This window comes from Pseudomonas sp., from assembly GCF_049645325.1.
GTDB lineage: Bacteria > Pseudomonadota > Gammaproteobacteria > Pseudomonadales > Pseudomonadaceae > Aquipseudomonas.
In genome coordinates this window covers 1-17,475 of record NZ_JBARTQ010000263.1, presented here as the reverse complement: position 1 = coordinate 17,475, position 17,475 = coordinate 1, and the positions used below count along the sequence as shown (strand labels likewise).

Annotated in this window: 17 protein-coding genes; 3 read left to right on the top strand and 14 right to left on the bottom strand. The window is 59.6% G+C overall.

Annotation, left to right across the window (positions count from 1 at the left end):
- The 4 genes from garD to kdgD form a co-directional block, all read right to left on the bottom strand.
- On the bottom strand, window positions 1-1,523 hold a 1,523-nt coding region (garD, locus tag WBB95_RS11510), incomplete at its 3' end, for a galactarate dehydratase (protein ID WP_424487704.1).
- 10 nt (window positions 1,524-1,533) lie between these two features.
- Window positions 1,534-2,898 carry an MFS transporter gene (locus WBB95_RS11505; protein ID WP_424487703.1) on the bottom strand — a complete coding sequence of 455 codons (1,365 nt, stop codon included), beginning with the start codon at window positions 2,896-2,898 and terminating at the stop codon, window positions 1,534-1,536.
- A gap of 185 nt (window positions 2,899-3,083) precedes the next feature.
- Window positions 3,084-4,529 (bottom strand): aldehyde dehydrogenase family protein, encoded by a 1,446-nt coding sequence (locus WBB95_RS11500; protein ID WP_424487702.1) that lies wholly within the window; start codon window positions 4,527-4,529, stop codon window positions 3,084-3,086.
- A 54-nt stretch (window positions 4,530-4,583) separates the two neighbouring features.
- Complete coding sequence (gene kdgD / locus WBB95_RS11495; protein WP_424487701.1) at window positions 4,584-5,495, bottom strand: 5-dehydro-4-deoxyglucarate dehydratase; 912 nt, start codon at window positions 5,493-5,495, stop codon at window positions 4,584-4,586.
- 233 nt (window positions 5,496-5,728) lie between these two features.
- Between kdgD and WBB95_RS11490 the strand changes: the two genes are divergently transcribed.
- Window positions 5,729-6,886, top strand: a complete 1,158-nt coding sequence (locus WBB95_RS11490; RefSeq protein WP_424487700.1) for a phospholipase — start codon at window positions 5,729-5,731, stop codon at window positions 6,884-6,886.
- 120 nt (window positions 6,887-7,006) lie between these two features.
- Here WBB95_RS11490 and WBB95_RS11485 read toward each other — a convergent pair whose 3' ends face one another.
- The 8 genes from WBB95_RS11485 to rplM form a co-directional block, all read right to left on the bottom strand.
- Complete coding sequence (locus WBB95_RS11485) at window positions 7,007-7,753, bottom strand: FadR/GntR family transcriptional regulator (protein ID WP_339550777.1); 747 nt, start codon at window positions 7,751-7,753, stop codon at window positions 7,007-7,009.
- A 158-nt stretch (window positions 7,754-7,911) separates the two neighbouring features.
- Window positions 7,912-8,331 (bottom strand): ClpXP protease specificity-enhancing factor, encoded by a 420-nt coding sequence (locus tag WBB95_RS11480; RefSeq protein WP_424487699.1) that lies wholly within the window; start codon window positions 8,329-8,331, stop codon window positions 7,912-7,914.
- A gap of 17 nt (window positions 8,332-8,348) precedes the next feature.
- Entirely contained in the window at window positions 8,349-8,966 is a 618-nt protein-coding gene (locus WBB95_RS11475) for a glutathione S-transferase N-terminal domain-containing protein (protein ID WP_058414356.1), read from the bottom strand.
- Window positions 8,967-9,115: 149 nt separating this feature from the next.
- Window positions 9,116-9,895: a cytochrome c1 gene (locus tag WBB95_RS11470; RefSeq protein ID WP_424487698.1), complete on the bottom strand. Its 780-nt coding sequence runs from the start codon at window positions 9,893-9,895 to the stop codon at window positions 9,116-9,118.
- Complete coding sequence (locus tag WBB95_RS11465) at window positions 9,895-11,106, bottom strand: cytochrome b (RefSeq protein ID WP_424487697.1); 1,212 nt, start codon at window positions 11,104-11,106, stop codon at window positions 9,895-9,897. The genes WBB95_RS11470 and WBB95_RS11465 overlap by 1 nt, the downstream gene beginning before the upstream one ends.
- A complete protein-coding gene (gene petA, locus WBB95_RS11460) occupies window positions 11,106-11,702 on the bottom strand; it encodes a ubiquinol-cytochrome c reductase iron-sulfur subunit (protein WP_424487696.1) in 597 nt (198 codons plus the stop codon). The genes WBB95_RS11465 and petA overlap by 1 nt, the downstream gene beginning before the upstream one ends.
- Window positions 11,703-11,969: 267 nt before the next feature.
- Window positions 11,970-12,362, bottom strand: coding sequence for a 30S ribosomal protein S9 (gene rpsI, locus WBB95_RS11455; protein WP_003216038.1), 393 nt, complete (start codon window positions 12,360-12,362; stop codon window positions 11,970-11,972).
- 14 nt (window positions 12,363-12,376) lie between these two features.
- Window positions 12,377-12,805 (bottom strand): 50S ribosomal protein L13, encoded by a 429-nt coding sequence (rplM, locus tag WBB95_RS11450; RefSeq protein ID WP_003171742.1) that lies wholly within the window; start codon window positions 12,803-12,805, stop codon window positions 12,377-12,379.
- Between the two features lie 248 nt (window positions 12,806-13,053).
- On the opposite strand from rplM, the gene WBB95_RS11445 reads away from it, so the two are divergent.
- Complete coding sequence (locus WBB95_RS11445) at window positions 13,054-14,094, top strand: NADP(H)-dependent aldo-keto reductase (RefSeq protein ID WP_424487695.1); 1,041 nt, start codon at window positions 13,054-13,056, stop codon at window positions 14,092-14,094.
- A gap of 115 nt (window positions 14,095-14,209) precedes the next feature.
- Here WBB95_RS11445 and WBB95_RS11440 read toward each other — a convergent pair whose 3' ends face one another.
- On the bottom strand, window positions 14,210-15,346 hold the full coding sequence (locus WBB95_RS11440) for an acyl-CoA dehydrogenase family protein (RefSeq protein ID WP_424487694.1): 1,137 nt from the start codon (window positions 15,344-15,346) through the stop codon (window positions 14,210-14,212).
- 220 nt (window positions 15,347-15,566) lie between these two features.
- Between WBB95_RS11440 and WBB95_RS11435 the strand changes: the two genes are divergently transcribed.
- On the top strand, window positions 15,567-16,487 hold the full coding sequence (locus tag WBB95_RS11435) for a GlxA family transcriptional regulator (protein WP_424487705.1): 921 nt from the start codon (window positions 15,567-15,569) through the stop codon (window positions 16,485-16,487).
- 269 nt (window positions 16,488-16,756) lie between these two features.
- On the opposite strand, the gene zapE is transcribed toward WBB95_RS11435, so the two are convergent.
- Window positions 16,757-17,475 (bottom strand): cell division protein ZapE (gene zapE, locus WBB95_RS11430; protein ID WP_424487693.1); only part of this gene is annotated, 719 nt, incomplete at its 5' end.

Sequence of the window (17,475 nt, the reverse complement as noted above, 5' to 3'; positions counted from 1 at the left end):
ATGTCGTTGTGAAGCTTGTGCTGCTCCGCCCACGTCTGCTTCTTGCCGCTGGCCACATCCAGGTAAAAGTGAAACAACTCCCAGCCCAATTCCTCAATGCTCGCGCGCCCGGTCGCAATGCGCCCGGCGTCGATATCGATCAGGTCCGGCCAGCGCTGCGCCAGCTCCGTACGCGTCGACACCTTGACCACCGGCGCCATCGCCAGCCCGTAAGGCGTGCCACGCCCGGTGGTGAACACATGCAGGTTCATCCCCGCCGCCAACTGCAAGGTGCCGCACACAAAGTCACTGGCCGGCGTCGCACAAAAAATCAGGCCTTTGCTCTTGAAGCGCTCGCCCGGGCCAAGCACGCCGTTGATCGCGCTGCTGCCGGATTTGACGATGGAGCCCAAGGACTTCTCGACAATGTTCGACAGCCCGCCCTTCTTGTTGCCCGGCGTGGTATTGGCGCTGCGATCCGCTTCGCCCTTGGCCAGGTAACGGTCGTACCAGTCCATTTCCCTGACAAGGGCCTGGGCCACTTCCTTGGTCTCGGCGCGAGAAGTCAGCAGGTAAATTGCATCGCGTACTTCAGTCACTTCGGAAAACATCACCGTGGCGCCGGCCCGCAGCAGCAAGTCCGAGGCATACCCCAGCGCCGGGTTGGCGGTGATGCCGGAAAACGCATCACTGCCGCCGCACTGCATGCCCAGAATCAGTTCGGACGCCGGCACGGTTTCCCGGCGGCGCTGGTCGAGTTTCTTCAAGCGCGTTTCGGCGAGTGCCATGATCTGCTCGATCATTTCGGTAAAGCCGTGGCTGGAATCCTGCAGCCGGTACAGCCACGGCTCGCTCAAATCGACCGAGCTGTCGTTGTCATGCATCACCTGCCCGGCCTGCAATTTCTCGCAGCCCAGGCTGATGACCAAGGCTTCGCCACCCAGGTTCGGGTTGCGCGCCAGGTTGCGCACAGTGCGAATCGGGATGTAGGCATCCGTCGCGGTGATCGCCACGCCGCAGCCGTAGCTGTGGGTCAGCGCCACCACGTCATCGACGTGCGGGTACTTGGGCAGCAGTTCGTCCTTGATGCGCTTGACCGCATGGTCCAGCACGCCAGTGACGCACTGCACCGTGGTGGTGATACCAAGGATATTGCGCGTGCCCACGGTGCCGTCGGCGTTGCGGTAACCCTCGAAGGTAAAGCCTTCCAGCGGCGCCTGGGCTTCAGGCACCTCGGTGGACAACGGCAAGCTGTCCAGCGGCGGCGCGGTGGGCATGCGCAGTTGATCTTCCTGCACCCAACTGCCGCGTGGAATCGGCGCCAGGGCGTAACCGATGGTCTGGCCGTAGCGAATAATCTCACCGCCTTCGGGGATATCTTCCAGGGTCACCTTGTGGCTCTGGGGGATAAAATCCACGGTCACCAGCCCGTCCGGGAACTCGGTGCCGGCCGGTACGCCTTGGTCATTGACCACGATCACTACGTTGTCGCGCGCGTGCAAACGAATCGAGCGCGGCGAGTCGGCATGTTCAATCAACTGCATCACACGAACCTCAGGAATGCGCTTGGGAAAGTTTAGTCAGCTCGGGCCCTTTGGCGGGCGGCTCTTTGAGCACCACGCGTTTGATCGGGCCGACGATTACCAGATAGCTGAACACGGCCAGCAGCGCGTTGGCACCCACAAACACCAGCGCCCACTTGAACGAGCCGGTGGTGGCAATGATGTAACCAATCACGATCGGCGTGCTGATGGACGCCAGGTTGCCAAACATATTGAACAGACCGCCGCTGAGCCCGGCGATTTGTTTCGGCGAGGTGTCGGACACCACCGCCCAACCCAGTGCGCCAACGCCTTTACCGAAGAAGGCCAAGGCCATGAAGCCCACCACCATCCACTCGATATCCACGTAGTTGCAGGCCACGATGCTGCAGGAAATCAACAACCCACCGATGATCGGCGCCTTGCGGGCGAAGGTCAGTGAATGACCTTTGCGCAGCAGGTAATCGGAAATGATCCCACCCAGCACGCCGCCGATAAACCCGCAGATCGCCGGCAACGAGGCAATGAACCCGGCCTTGAGAATGGTCATGCCACGCTCCTGCACCAGGTACACCGGGAACCAGGTCAGGAAGAAATAAGTGATGCCATTGATGCAGTATTGGCCAAGGTACACGCCAAGCATCATGCGGTTGGTCAGCAACTGACGGATGTAATCCCACTTCGGACCGTCGGTTTTCTGGCCCTTGGGCTTTTCCTGGTCCATATCGACCATTGCGCCGTTCTCGGAGATGTACTTGAGTTCGGCCTCGTTGATCATCGGGTGCTGGCGCGGGCTGTGGATAATTTTCAGCCAGATCAGCGAGAACACCACGCCGATGCCGCCCATCACGATAAACACATGCTGCCAGCCGAAGCTGTAGACGATCCAGCCCATCAGCGGCGCGAACAACACCGTGGCGAAGTATTGCGCCGAGTTGAAGATCGCCGAAGCGGTGCCGCGTTCGGCGGTGGGGAACCAGCCGGCCACGATGCGCGCGTTACCGGGGAACGATGGCGCTTCGGCCAGGCCCACCAGGAAGCGCAACATAAACAGCGCGACGATCGCGGTGGAAACCCCAAACTCGCCCACATACCCCTGCAGGATGGTGAACAGCGACCAGGTGAAGATGCTCAGGGCATAGACTTTTTTCGAGCCGAACCGGTCCAGCAGCCAGCCACCGGGGATTTGCCCGGCCACGTAGGCCCAACCGAACGCAGAGAAGATATAACCGAGGGTGACCGCGCTGATGCCGAGGTCTTTTTGCAGGCTGGAGCCTGCGATGGCGATGGTCGCACGGTCGGCGTAGTTGATCGTGGTCACCAGGAACAGCATGAGCAGGATCAAATAGCGGACGTGAGTCGGCTTGGTCGCTTGCATGAAGATGTACTCCCACTAATTATTTTTTTTGCGGGTAATCAATTTTTTGTTCAGTGCAGGAGCCGCTTTTATGTGGGAGCTGGCTTGCCTGCGATGGCCTCAACGCGGTGTAACTCAAACACCGAGGTGACTGCATCGCAGGCAAACCAGCGCCTACACAAGCCAGCGCCCACAGGTGTTGCGTGTTACGAACCGATGTAGCTGGTTTTCACCACGGTGTAGAACTCTTGCGCATAGCGACCTTGCTCACGCGAACCGTAGGACGAACCCTTACGGCCACCGAACGGAACGTGATAGTCCACACCGGCCGTTGGCAGGTTGACCATCACCATCCCGGCCTGGGAATGGCGCTTGAAGTGGTTGGCGTACTTCAGCGACGTGGTGGCGATACCTGCCGACAGGCCGAACTCGGTGTCGTTGGCCATGGCCAGCGCGGCCTCGTAATCGGCCACGCGGACCACGTTGGCCACCGGGCCGAAGATCTCTTCACGGCTGATGCGCATGGCGGCTTCGCTGTCGGCAAACAGCGTCGGCGCCAGGTAGTAACCTTCGGTATCGCACGTGACCAGACCGCCACCGCTGACCAGCCGCGCGCCTTCGCTTTGGCCGATATCGATGTACTTCATGTCCTGGTCCAGTTGGGCCTGGGAGACCACCGGGCCGATGTCGGTACCGCTTTTCAGGGCGTGGCCGACTTTGATCGACTTCATGCGCTCAGCCACGGCCGCGACGAACTGATCGTGGATCCCGGCCGTGACGATAAAGCGGCTGGACGCGGTGCAACGCTGGCCGGTGGAGTAGAACGCACTCTGCACCGACAGCTCGACAGCCTGCTTGAGGTCGGCGTCGTCGAGAATGATCTGCGGGTTTTTGCCGCCCATTTCCAACTGCACTTTGGCCTGGCGCGACACACAGCTGACGGCGATCTGACGACCCACCCCCACCGAACCGGTGAAGCTGATGCCGTCGACTTTCGGGCTGTTGACCAGCACGTCGCCGACCACACGACCACTGCCCATCACCAGGTTGAACACGCCAGCCGGGAAGCCGGCGCGAGAGATGATTTCGGCCAGCGCCCAAGCGCAGCCGGGTACCAGCTCGGCCGGTTTGATCACCACGCAGTTGCCGTAGGCCAGGGCCGGAGCGATTTTCCAGGCCGGGATGGCAATCGGGAAGTTCCACGGCGTGATCAGACCGACCACACCCAGGGCTTCACGGGTGACTTCAACATTGACGCCCGGGCGCACCGACGGCAGGTAGTCACCGGACAGGCGCAGGCACTCGCCGGCGAAAAACTTGAAGATATTACCGGCGCGGGTCACTTCGCCGATGGCTTCGGGCAAGGTCTTGCCCTCTTCGCGGGCCAGCAAGGTGCCGAGTTCTTCGCGACGCGCGAGGATTTCGCTGCCGACTTTATCCAGGGCATCGTGGCGAGCCTGGATGCCGGAGGTCGACCAGGCCGGAAAGGCGGCCCGTGCGGCGTCGATGGCAGTGTTGACTTGGGCTACATCAGCCTTGGCGTATTCGCCAATCACATCGGAAAGCTCCGACGGGTTGATGTTGACGCAATAGTCGGCACCGGCCACCCACTCGCCGTTGATGTAGTTATCGAAACGTTTGGCTTGGGACACAAATCTTCTCCTGACGCAAAAGGCCGCTGATCTCTCAGCGGCCTTGTTGATGAGTTACTGCGGACCTTGCTTGTCGATCAGCGCGGCCAGGGCTTCGTATTCTTCCGGCAGCAAGTCGGTCAACGGCGTGCGCACCGGGCCGGCGTCGTAGCCGACGATTTTGGCGCCCGCCTTGACGATGCTCACCGCGTAACCGGCTTTGCGGTTACGGATGTCGAGGTAAGGCAGGAAGAAGTTGTCGATGATCTTGCCGACGGTGGCGTGATCGTCTTGGGCAATCGCGTGGTAGAAGTCCATCGCGGTTTTCGGGATGAAGTTGAACACCGCCGAGGAGTACACAGGCACGCCCAGGGCCTTGTAGGCAGCGGCATAAACCTCTGCAGTCGGCAGGCCGCCGAGGTAGCTGAAACGGTCACCGAGGCGACGGCGGATCGACACCATCAGTTCGATATCGCCCAGGCCGTCCTTGTAGCCGATCAGGTTCGGGCAGCGTTCAGCCAGGCGTTCCAGCAGTGGCGCGGTCAGGCGGCAGACGTTGCGGTTATAGACCACGACGCCGATCTTGACCGACTTGCACACGGCTTCCACATGGGCGGCAACCCCGTCCTGGCTGGCTTCGGTCAGGTAGTGCGGGAGCAACAACAAGCCCTTGGCGCCGAGGCGTTCGGCTTCCTGGGCGTACTCGATGGCCTGGCGAGTCGAACCGCCAACACCGGCGAGGATTGGCACGCTGGTGGCGCAGGTATCAACAGCGGTCTTCACCACTTGAGAATATTCGCTGGCGGCCAGGGAGAAAAACTCACCGGTGCCGCCGGCGGCGAACAAGGCGGTAGCGCCGTAAGGGGCCAACCATTCGAGACGCTTGATGTAGCCCGCTTGGTGAAAGTCACCCTGGGCGTTGAAATCGGTCACCGGGAAAGACAGCAGACCGTGGGAGAGGATGGACTTCAGTTCTTGTGGATTCATTATTCGAACACCCTGGGCGAAGACTTTCTGTCGAAAGGTTGTTGTTGGTTTGTTGATGTCGTACGTCATCGTACAACTATAAAAAGATTCGTCAACTGCAATTCATCAGCCTTCATGTCGGGGAAAGGCTCGGGTGGCGTTCTTGACGTAGGAAATTTTTCCTCTATGCTCCGATTAGCTGTATATACATACAGCTAACACGGAAGAATCCCACGACATAGCAAGGAGCTAACATGTCAGGTCTTGAACTCGCTGCACCCGAAAAAAACCCACCCACCCTGCGTTTTGAGGGCGGCGAACACACCGCAATCGGTGATGACACCCAGCTGCGCTTCGTTAAAGACGCGCCGGCGATCCCCGCACACCACGTTGAACTGCACCTGCCGAACGGGCTGGCGCTCACCTACGGCCAAGTGATTGCCCTGGGCGGCGATTTCTATGGCATTCCGGGCCAGCCCATCAGCGATGGCAGCTCCCCTGCCGACCGCGTGCAGCGTTTCACGGCAGCGTTTAATTCGCTGGCCGTGCTCCCGGCGTCACGGGAAGAGGCGGGGAAAATCCTTGCGGTGATGCAAAAGGAGATCAACGCGGTCAACCAGGCGATCAAAGACGGCAAGCAACCCCACGAAGCCTATGACGCACTGGGAGATACGTTGTCGGAAGAGTGGAACCGCATCACCGGCGGCGGCAGCGCAGTGTCGGCGCTGATCCCTTTGGGGCGCTACTTGAAACTGGCCGCGGACAACGCCGACCACTTCGGCGAATGGGCACTGTCGGCCTACCTGGCTGGCCATACGGCGGCGCTGCAACAGGCCGTCGTCGCGCATCAAACCGGCACCGACCAGGCGCTGGAACTGGCCTACGCGATGAACAGCTTCGCTGATCATTTTTTGACCGACCTGTTTTCCGCCGGCCATTTGCGAGTGCCGCGCAAACAACTGGCAGCGGTCGTGACACCAGGGGAATTGGGTTCGTTGATCAGCCGCTTCATGCACGACGAAGACAGCAAGTTCGGGCTCAAGGTGCGCAATGCCATGGGCGATCAATGGCATGCGTATGGGGATAAACGTTACTTCGACAGCATCGACGCAGCCAATCGGGCGATGGTCAAACGCGCGGTGCAAGCCTCTGCCGATGAAATTTTCGAGACCTTCATCAGCGGTGTCGCGCCCTCTCCGGCCAACTTCAAGGCGCCGCTGTATGTGCCGGATCTGAACGCGGCGCAGAACCCGACGAATAACTTTTCGCCGCTGTTCAAGATGGAGGGAGACAAGGTGTTGCGCCGTCAGGACGTAAATGACCTGAACGACAAGCACTGGACCAATGATTGGTGGGGCTGGAGCACGTACCTGCTGCTCAAGGACTACAAGCCGAACCAGCCTGCCAACTAAGCTGATCGTTCCCACGCTCTGCGTGGGAATGCATCCGGTGACGCTCCGCGTCATGCTCCAAGAGCGGACGCGGAGCGTCCAAAGCGGCATTCCCACGCGGAGCGTGGGAACGATCAGCCGCTAACGCTGCGCTTCTGCCTCTTCATGGGCGTGGCGCAGACGTTCGCGGCTGTTGGTCAAATGCAGGCGCATGGCTGCTCGCGCTGCGTCCGAATCCTGGCGGGCGATCGCCTCATAAATTTCTTCGTGTTCGCGGCTCAGGCGGCCCATGTAGTGCTGCTGGTCATCATGGGCCAGGCGCGCCGAGTTCAGGCGGGTACGCGGAATAATGCTGGTGCCCAGGTGAGTCATGATGTCGGTGAAGTAACGGTTGCCGGTGGACAGCGCGATTTCCAGGTGGAACGCGAAGTCTGACGCAACAGCATCGCCGGCATGGGCGGCGCTTTCGTTCAGGGCATCGAGGGCGGCGCGCATGGCGGCCAACTGCTCATCACTGCGACGCAGTGCAGCCAGCCCGGCAGATTCCACTTCAAGGCTGATCCGCAGCTCCAGGATCGCCAGCACATCACGCAACGTCACCACGGTGGCCGGGTCGATGCGGAAGCCGCTCGGGCTTGGCGTGTCCAGCACAAAAGTGCCGATGCCGTGACGGGTTTCCACCTGCCCCGCCGCCTGCAGGCGCGAGATGGCTTCACGCACCACGGTGCGGCTGACGCCATGGGCGTCCATGATCGCCGACTCGGTGGGCAGCTTGTCGCCACGCTTGAGCTGACCGTCGCGGATCTGCTCGGACAACACCGTGACCAATTCCTGGGCAAGGCTGCGGCGCTTGCGGGGAAGACGAGGGGCGGTGTTGGCGTTTTCCATGATGAATCATCTTTCTCGGCGAACTTGAGCGGGCATCATAGCCCATGGCGGTTGTACGATCACCGCTCTGACACGACTTTCATCCATATCAGCCACGCAAAAAAATGCCCCGACAACTGTCGAGGCATTTTCAGGGCTCACCCGAAGGTGAAAGCCGGTTACTTCACCACTTTCAGGCTCGGCCGACCGCTAGGGCGCGGAGGCTCGGCGTCCGGTGGCGGCACATCATCACCGTCTTCGCCTTCGATCGCGTCGTCGTCCTCGAAAGGCGACTCCAGATCGAACACCATGCCTTGGCCGTTCTCCCGGGCATAAATGCCGAGGATGGCGCCAATCGGCACGAACAGCGTATGCGGCACACCGCCGAAACGCCCTTCGAAGCTGACCGCTTCGTTGTCCATGTGCAGGTGGCGCACGGCACTGGGTGATACGTTCAGCACAATCTGTCCGTCACTGGCAAAACCCTGCGGAACCTGAACCGCAGGAAATTCGGAATTGACCAGCATGTGCGGGGTGCAATCGTTGTCCACAATCCACTCATAGAGCGCGCGGACCAGGTACGGTCGACTGGAGTTCATCAGCGGCTCCTTAAGCCTTAGCGCATATCGCGTTCGACACCAGACAGACTCGCCTGGAAAGCCTCACGCGCAAACTGGCGCTCCATGTAATCAAGCAACGGCTTGGCCGGCCGTGGCAGTTCAATGCCCATGATCGGCAAGCGCCAGAGTATGGGTAATAGGCAGCAATCCACCAAGCTTTGTTCCTCGCTGAGGAAAAAAGGTTTGTCGGCGAACAGCGGCGAAACGCCGGTCAGGCTCTCGCGCAATTCCTTGCGCGCCACGACACGGGCGGCCTCTTTGCTGCGTGAATCCAGAATCACATCCACCAGCCCGCACCAGTCACGCTGGATCCGATGGATCAGCAGGCGGCTGTTGGCACGCGCCACCGGGTATACCGGCAGCAAAGGTGGATGCGGGTAACGCTCATCCAGGTATTCCATCACCACGGTTGACTCCCACAACGCCAGGTCACGATCGACCAGGGTGGGCAAGCTGCCGTAAGGGTTCACTTCGATCAGCTTCGGTGGATGACGACCCACCTCCACACTGATGATCTCGGCGCTGACACCCTTCTCTGCGAGCACGATGCGTACTCGGTGGGAATAGTGGTCGGCGGGGTCGGAGTAACAGGCCAACCGGTTGGTCACGCCCATGGCGGTCCTCCTCGCTTGTTGAAATTATCGAAAGCTCAAAAACGAGCGCGCCCAGAGAGCATCCCTGTAGTGCCTGGTTCAACCAGACCGCTACGTGTTCAGAGATGCCGCTGGGCGCGCAAGATTAACAGCAATTGCTTACGGTTGGATCAATGCACATCCTTCCAGTATTCGCGTTTGAGCAGATAGGCGAATACGAAGAAGAAAGCCAGGTAAAGCAAGACGTACGTACCGATGCGCTGGTGCTGCAGTTTGACCGGATTGGCCGAGTAGGCCAGGAAGGTCACGAGATTTTTTACCGTCTCGTCGAACTGCTCTTCATTCAGCGTACCGGTGTTGGGCACGATGGTCAGTTGATCGCACGCTTCATGGGTCAAAGGCGTGCCCGTCAACGGATCATATTGCTTCTTGCCGTCTTCAACGACCTGAACCTGCTTGCATCCTACCACTTGGCGACCCTGCAGGCCGACCAGAACGTTTGGCATGCCGACATTCGGGAAGACTTCGTTGTTCACGCCATAAGGGCGCGTCGGGTCTTCGTAGAAGGATTTCAGGTAACCGTACAGCCAATCAGTACCGCGTACACGGGCCACCAGGGTCAAGTCAGGCGGTGCGGCACCGAACCAGGTCTTGGCGTCGGCGGGCTGCATGCCGATGGTCATGTGGTCGCCGATCTTGGCGCCGGTGAACACCGAATGGCTGAGCATCACGTCATGGGGAATGCCCAGGTCATCGGCGACACGCTCGTAACGCTGGAACTTGGCGCTGTGGCAACCCATGCAGTAGTTGGTGAAGGTGCGCAGCCCATCCTGCATGGCGGCTTTGTCAGACACGTCGATATCGACTTTTTCCAACTCGGGGCCATGCTCGGCGGCGAAGGACAGCAGCGGCAGCGCCGCAAGAATGAATGCAACGAATAATTTTTTCATCAGCCAGTCACCCTTTCCGGTACCGGTTTGGTCTTCTCGAGCCGGGTGTAGAACGGCATCAGAATGAAGTAGGCGAAGTACAGGAAGGTGCAGACCTGCGACAGCAACGTACGCTCGGGAGTTGGCGCCAATACACCGAGAACACCCAGGATCACGAACGCGATGCAGAACACCCACAGCCAGATCTTGCTCAGGCAGCCCTTGTAGCGCATGGACTTGACTGGGCTGCGGTCGAGCCAGGGCAGCACGAACAGCACTGCAATGGCCGCGCCCATGGCGATCACGCCCATGAGTTTGTCGGGAATCGCGCGCAAGATGGCGTAGAACGGCGTGAAGTACCAGACCGGGGCAATGTGCTCAGGTGTCTTGAAGGCGTTGGCCTGTTCGAAGTTAGGCTTCTCCAGGAAATAACCGCCCATCTCCGGGAAAAAGAACACGATCGAGCAGAACACGAACAGGAACACGACCACGCCTACGATGTCTTTCACGGTGTAGTACGGGTGGAAGGGAATCCCGTCCAGCGGGATGCCGTTCTCGTCCTTGTGCTTCTTGATGTCCACGCCGTCGGGGTTGTTGGAACCCACTTCGTGGAGCGCCAGGATGTGTAGCACCACCAGACCCAAAATCACGATTGGCAAGGCCACCACGTGCAAGGCGAAGAAGCGGTTCAGGGTGATGCCGGAGATCAGGTAGTCACCACGAATCCACTGGGTCAGGTCGTTGCCAATCACCGGGATCGCGCCGAACAACGAGATGATCACCTGGGCACCCCAGTACGACATCTGGCCCCACGGCAGCAAATAACCCATGAACGCTTCAGCCATCAGCGCCAGGTAAATCAGCATGCCGAAGACCCACACCAACTCGCGAGGCTTCTGGTAGGAACCGTAGAGCAGGCCACGGAACATGTGCATGTAGACGACGATGAAGAATGCCGACGCGCCGGTGGAGTGCAGCAGACGCAGGATCGAGCCGTACTCGACGTCACGCATGATGTACTCGACGGAGGCAAACGCCTCTTCCGCCGACGGCGTATAGCTCATCGTCAGCCAGACGCCGGTGACGATCTGGTTAACCAGCACCAGCAAAGCCAGGGAGCCGAAGAAGTAGAAGAAGTTGAAGTTTTTTGGCGCGTAATATTTGCTGAGATGGTCTTCCCACATTTTAGTGGCGGGGAAGCGCGCATCCACCCAATCCATGAACTTGCTCATCAGGCTTTCCCCCCCTCGTCGACGCCAATGACAATGACACTGTCAGTCTCGTAATGATGTGGCGGAACTGGCAGGTTCAGTGGTGCGGGTTGTGACTTGTAGACGCGACCAGCGAGGTCGTAGTGGGAACCGTGGCAGGGGCAGAAATAGCCACCGACCCAGTCCTTGCCGAGGTCGGCAGGCGCCACTTCCGGGCGGAAGGTAGGCGAGCACCCCAGGTGGGTGCAGATACCGATCAGCAACAAAATCTCTGGCTTGATCGAACGAACTTCCTTGTCGACGTAAGCGGGCTGGTCGGAATTCTTCGACTCGGGGTCAGACAACTGCCCTTCGATTTTCTTCAGATTCCCCAGGATTTCCTCGGTACGGCGAACGATGAATACTGGCTGACCGCGCCACTCAGCAATCATTTGCTGGCCTGGGTCGATCTTGCTGACATTCACCTTCACCGGTGCACCTGCGGCTTTCGCCTTGGCACTGGGAAACCATGACCCCACGAACGGGACCGCAGCCCCCACCGCTCCTGCAGCACCCACCACGGATGTGGCTGCTACCAAGAAGCGACGCCGGCCTGCATTCACGCCGTCATTGCTCATTCAGTCCTCTCCCATCAGCTTTTTGGCCTGTTAAATCAGGCGTCTACTAAGTGTTGAATCTTTTACTTATAAAAATTTTGTCGGATGGTAATGAAAAGCCCCACGTATGACAAGGGAATTGCCCGAGGCTCCCCCTCCAGGCCTTGTAGTATAGGGGGTCTACGGATGTGGCAAGTTGTCACGGCGAAATTTGTGCATAAATCGCAGGCAATAAAAAACGCCCAGCTCCGTGAGGAGGCTGGGCGTTTTTGTGGAACGTAAAGCGAATTAACGCTTCGAGTACTGCGGACGCTTACGCGCTTTACGCAGACCGACTTTCTTACGTTCAACTTCACGGGCATCGCGAGTTACGAAGCCAGCTTTGCGCAGAGCGCCACGCAGGGTTTCGTCGTACTGCATCAGAGCGCGAGTGATACCGTGGCGGATTGCGCCAGCTTGACCACTTACACCGCCACCGATAACGGTGACGTAGATGTCGAACTTTTCAACGGTCTCGGTCAGTTCCAGCGGCTGACGAACTACCATGCGGGCAGTTTCGCGACCGAAGAAGTTTTCCAGAGTGCGGTTGTTGATCGAGATGTTACCAGTGCCCGGACGCAGGAAAACGCGTGCGGTTGCGGTTTTGCGACGGCCAGTGCCGTAATTTTGAGTCGCCGACATAATGAACTATTCCGTTAAAACTTCAGTTCTTGGGGCTGCTGAGCAGCATGAGGGTGTACAGCGCCCGCATAGACTTTCAGCTTGCGAAACATATCGCGACCCAGTGGGCCCTTCGGCAGCATGCCTTTGACCGCGATTTCGATCGGGGCTTCAGGCTTCTTGGAGATCAGGCCTTCAAAGTTGGAAGACTTGATACCGCCTGGGAAACCGGAGTGACGGTAGTACATTTTGTCTTGCGCTTTGTTGCCGGTAACACGTACCTGCTCAGCGTTGATGATCACGATGTAGTCACCGGTGTCAACGTGAGGGGTGTACTCAGGCTTGTGCTTGCCACGCAGACGGCTGGCGACTTCAGTGGCCAGACGACCCAGGGTCTGACCAGCGGCGTCGACGACAAACCAGTCGCGCTGAACTGTTTCCGGTTTTGCAGTAAAAGTTGTCATTCTTTAATAGCCTCAGGGGCCGCCCTGTAAATTAGACGGCGGATCTTACTGAATAGTGCGTACTTTGACAAGTCAAAGGCAGCCGGATACAGACGCTATCGGGGGCTCGGGTCGGCGCGTCCGTTCAACGGCAAGATTCTTCGGCAGGCGGCGCATCACTTCCACTGCAGAAAGAGGTGGGCAATTATGCAGATTGCGAAAAAAAATTCAACCTGCTTTTATGATTGTTTTCCCCGAAGGAGTACCCGATGGATTATCGACAGCTGGGCCGAACGGATCTGAACGTGAGCGCGATAGCCCTGGGCACCATGACCTGGGGTGAGCAGAACAGCGAGGCAGAGGCTTTCGCGCAGATCGAACGGGCCAAAGCCGCGGGGATCAACTTCCTCGACACGGCGGAAATGTACCCGGTGCCGCCCAAGGCCGACACCTACGCCACCACCGAGCGTTATATCGGTAACTACTTCAAAAGCCGCGGCGACCGTGCCGACTGGGTCCTGGCCAGCAAGATCGCCGGCCCCGGCAACACCATCGACTACATCCGCGATGGCCACCTGCGCCACAACCGCAAGCACATCGTCGAAGCCCTCGACGCCAGCCTCAAACGCCTGCAGACCGAATGGATCGACCTCTACCAACTGCACTGGCCGGAACGCAGCACCAATTTCTTCGGCCAACTGAGCTACAAGCACAAGGACGAGGACAATCTCACGCCGCTGGAAGAAACCCTCGAAGTGCTCGACGAGCAGGTCAAGGCCGGCAAGATCCGTCACATCGGCCTGTCCAACGAAACCCCGTGGGGCACCATGAAGTTCCTGGCCCTGGCTGAAGCCCGTGGCTGGACCCGCGCCGTCTCGATCCAGAACCCCTACAACCTGCTCAACCGCAGTTTTGAAGTGGGCTTGGCGGAAGTCGCGATTCGTGAACAGTGCGGCCTGCTGGCCTACTCGCCCCTCGCGTTCGGCATGCTCAGCGGCAAGTACGAAGACGGCGCACGTCCGGCCAAGGCGCGCCTGACGGAATACAGCCGCTTCACCCGCTACTTCAACCCGCAATCGGAAGCAGCCTGCAGCCGTTACGTGGCTCTGGCCCGTGAGCACGGCTTGGACCCGGCGCAGATGGCGCTGGCGTTTGTGACCCAGCAACCGTTCGTGACCAGCAACATTATTGGCGCGACGAGCCTGGAGCAACTGGACAGCAACATTGCCAGTGCCGACTTGAAGCTGTCCAAGGAAGTCCTGGAAGGGATTGAGGCGATTCAGAAGGATCATCCAAACCCTGCGCCTTGATTGATCGTTAGGCCGCTATCGCAGGCAAGCCAGCTCCCACATTCGAATGTGTTCACAGTTCAACTGTGGGAGCTGGCTTGCCTGCGATGAGGCCATCAGCAGCACTGCAAAATCATCACAGCGACCGCGCAATAATCTCCTTCATGATCTCATTGGTCCCCGCATAAATCCGCTGCACCCGCGCATCCGCCCAGGCCCGCGCAATCGGGTATTCCCACATGAAGCCGTAACCGCCGTGCAGCTGCACGCACTCGTCGAGCACCTTGCATTGCAGGTCAGTGGCCCAGTACTTGGCCATCGCAGCCGTAGGCACATCCAGCTTGCCTTCCAGGTGCAACGCCATGCACGTGTCGACGAACACGCGGCCGATCTGAATCTCGGTGGCCATTTCTGCCAGCTTGAAGCGGGTGTTCTGGAAGTCGGCGATCGCCTTGCCGAACGCCTTACGCTCGCGGGTGTACGCCAGGGTCCACTGCAGCGCCGCCTCGGCTGACGACAACGCGCCAATCGCCACGGTCAGCCGCTCCTGGGGCAACTCCTGCATCAGATACGCGAAGCCCATGCCCGCCTGGCCCAGCAGGTTTTCCTTGGGCACGCGCACGTCCTGGAAAAACAGCTCCGAGGTGTCCTGGGCCTTCATGCCCACCTTCTCCAGGCGCTTGCCCTTGTCGAAGCCCGGCGTGTCGGCTTCCACCAGGAACAGGCTGGTGCCCTTGGCGCCAGCCTTGGGGTCGGTCTTGGCGACGACGATCACCAACTCCGCCAGGTAACCATTGGTGATAAAAGTCTTGGAGCCGTTGATCACATACTCATCGCCGTCCAGCACCGCCGTGGTCTTCACCCCTTGCAAGTCGGACCCGGCGCCCGGCTCGGTCATCGCAATGGCCGTGACCATCTCGCCGGAGATCAATTTGGGCAGGTACTTGTGCTTCAGCGCCTCGCTGCCGTAATGCAGGATATACGGCGCGACAATGTCCGAATGCAGCGAGAAACCGATGCCGGTGAAGCCCAGTCGGCCAATCTCCTCGATCACTACCGCACTGTACAAAAAGTCCGCGCCCAGGCCGCCGTATTCCTCCGGCAGATGGGAACACAGCATCCCCGCCTCCCCTGCCTTGCTCCACAGCCCACGGTCGACATAGCCCTGCTTTTCCCACTGCCCATGGAACGGCGCGGCGTGTTTTTCGAGGAAGGTGCGCACGCTCTCGCGAAAGAGTTCGTGCTCCGAGCTGAACAAGGTTCTGGGGATCATGGGTCACCTGCGTGGATTGTCGGACAAGGTCGAGCCCACAGAGCCTATGCCGCGAAGGCGTCACGGGACACTGGACACATGCGACAAAAAATAAGACGATCCAGCCGTCTGGTGACCACTTTCCCCTATAAGAATAAATGAAATTATGTCTAACCAAATCTCCACGCCCTTGCGGCGCGTCAGCATTTTGGCCATTGATCGGGTATTCGCTTCAACCCTCATGCAAGCCAAGGATTTCTTCCACCTCGCCAGCCTGCGCTACGGCAAACAGCTGGGCCAGGGCCTTACGCCCGCCTTCGAAACGCGCCTGGTCAGCCCCGACGGGCAATCGGTGCGCAGCTTCAGTGATGTGATCATGCCGGTGGACGGCGGCTTGGAAAACGCCGACATCATCGTGCTGCCCGCGTTCTGGGACGACTTCGACGCCCTCTGCACCCGCTACCCGCAAGTGCTGCCGTGGTTGCGCGAACAACACGCACGTGGCGCCGTGCTGTGCGGCGAGGCCACCGGGGTGTTCTGGCTGGCCGAAGCCGGGCTGCTCGACGGCAAGGAGGCGACCACTTACTGGCGCTTCTTCAATGCCTTCAGCGAGCGTTTCCCCAAGGTCCAGCTCAACGAAGACAAGCACCTCACCGACGCCGACAACCTGTACTGCGCCGGCGGCACCACCTCGGCCTGCGACCTCTACATCTACCTGATCGAGCGCTTCTGCGGCGCCAACATCGCCCAAGCGGTGGCCCGCGACATCCTCTACGAAGTGCAGCGCAGCTACGCGCCGGGGCGCATCGGGTTTGGCGGCCAGAAGCTGCACCAGGACGTGATCATCCTGCAGATCCAGCACTGGCTCGAAGAACATTTTGCCGACAAGTTCCGCTTCGAAGACGTCGCCCGGGAACACGGCATGAGCATTCGCAACTTCATGCGCCGCTTCCAGACCGCCACCGGCGACAAGCCCCTGCATTACCTGCAGCGCCTGCGCATCGAGACGGCCAAGGGCCTGCTGTCGGGCAGCCGCAAAAGCATCAAGACCATCAGCTACGAAGTGGGTTACGACGATGCGAGCTTCTTCGCGCGGCTGTTCAGGCAGCACACCGAGCTGTCGCCCAACCAATACCGCCAGCAGTTTCAGCAGGCGGCCTGACCTAAGGCAATCACACATCAATGTGGGAGCTGGCTTGCCTGCGATAGCGGTGTATCAGTGGAGGCCTCTGTCACTGACCCAGCGCCATCGCGGGCAAGCCCGACTCCCACAGATGATCTCCGTTGCCTGGTAGATGATCGCTCTGCAGTCACCCCACACCAATGTGGGAGCGGGCTTGCTCGCGAAAGCGGTGGTTCAGTCACCTGATTGGTTGACTGACACAGCGCCTTCGCGGGCAAGCCCGCTCCCACATTTGATCTACAGCGTTCTTACGGCTTGTGGCCGCGCGACAGGAACTCGTGGGATTGCATCTCGAGCAAACGGCTCAGCGTGCGCTGAAATTCGAAGTTCAAGCGACCGCCGGTGTAGAGGTCCTTGAGCTCGACTTCCGCCGAGATGATCAGCTTGACGTTACGGTCGTAGAACTCGTCGACCATGTTGATAAAGCGGCGCGCGATGTCGTCGGTGGTGACGCTCATCTGCTCCACGCCACTCAAGATCACCGCATGGAAAATCTTGCCCAGCTCGATGTAATCGTTCTGGCTGCGCGGGCCGTCGCACAAGGCGCGGAAGTCGAACCAGGCCACATCATCGCAGGTACGCAGCGCGATGATTTCGCGGTTCTCGATCATCAACTTGTCGTTTTCCACCGCTTGGGTGCATTCCGGCGTCAGCGCGCGGAAGCTCTTTTTCAAGCTTTCATGCGCCGCTTCGTTCAGCGGGAAGTGGAACAGCTCCGCTTGCTCCAGGTGACGCAGGCGGTAGTCGACGCCGCTGTCGACGTTGACGATTTCGGTGTTCTGCTTGATCAGCGCAATGGCCGGCAGGAAGCGCGCGCGTTGCAGGCCGTCCTTGTACAAACCGTCGGGCACGATGTTCGACGTCGCGACCAGGGTCACGCCATTTTTGAACAGCTCTTCCATCAAGGTGCCGAGGATCATGGCGTCGGTGATGTCGGAGACGAAGAACTCATCGAAGCAGATCACCC

Bases quoted from the DNA above. Each gene is read 5' to 3' on its own strand.
- rpsI (WP_003216038.1), bottom strand. From the start codon at position 12,362: ATGTCGGCGACTCAAAATTACGGCACTGGCCGTCGCAAAACCGCAACC.
- WBB95_RS11435 (WP_424487705.1), top strand. From the start codon at position 15,567: ATGCAAGCCAAGGATTTCTTCCACCTCGCCAGCCTGCGCTACGGCAAA.
- WBB95_RS11465 (WP_424487697.1), bottom strand. From the start codon at position 11,106: ATGAGCAAGTTCATGGATTGGGTGGATGCGCGCTTCCCCGCCACTAAA.
- kdgD (WP_424487701.1), bottom strand. From the start codon at position 5,495: ATGAATCCACAAGAACTGAAGTCCATCCTCTCCCACGGTCTGCTGTCT.
- WBB95_RS11505 (WP_424487703.1), bottom strand. From the start codon at position 2,898: ATGCAAGCGACCAAGCCGACTCACGTCCGCTATTTGATCCTGCTCATG.
- WBB95_RS11490 (WP_424487700.1), top strand. From the start codon at position 5,729: ATGTCAGGTCTTGAACTCGCTGCACCCGAAAAAAACCCACCCACCCTG.
- petA (WP_424487696.1), bottom strand. From the start codon at position 11,702: ATGAGCAATGACGGCGTGAATGCAGGCCGGCGTCGCTTCTTGGTAGCA.
- WBB95_RS11440 (WP_424487694.1), bottom strand. From the start codon at position 15,346: ATGATCCCCAGAACCTTGTTCAGCTCGGAGCACGAACTCTTTCGCGAG.
- WBB95_RS11480 (WP_424487699.1), bottom strand. From the start codon at position 8,331: ATGAACTCCAGTCGACCGTACCTGGTCCGCGCGCTCTATGAGTGGATT.
- WBB95_RS11475 (WP_058414356.1), bottom strand. From the start codon at position 8,966: ATGGGCGTGACCAACCGGTTGGCCTGTTACTCCGACCCCGCCGACCAC.
- rplM (WP_003171742.1), bottom strand. From the start codon at position 12,805: ATGACAACTTTTACTGCAAAACCGGAAACAGTTCAGCGCGACTGGTTT.
- WBB95_RS11485 (WP_339550777.1), bottom strand. From the start codon at position 7,753: ATGGAAAACGCCAACACCGCCCCTCGTCTTCCCCGCAAGCGCCGCAGC.
- WBB95_RS11470 (WP_424487698.1), bottom strand. From the start codon at position 9,895: ATGAAAAAATTATTCGTTGCATTCATTCTTGCGGCGCTGCCGCTGCTG.
- WBB95_RS11445 (WP_424487695.1), top strand. From the start codon at position 13,054: ATGGATTATCGACAGCTGGGCCGAACGGATCTGAACGTGAGCGCGATA.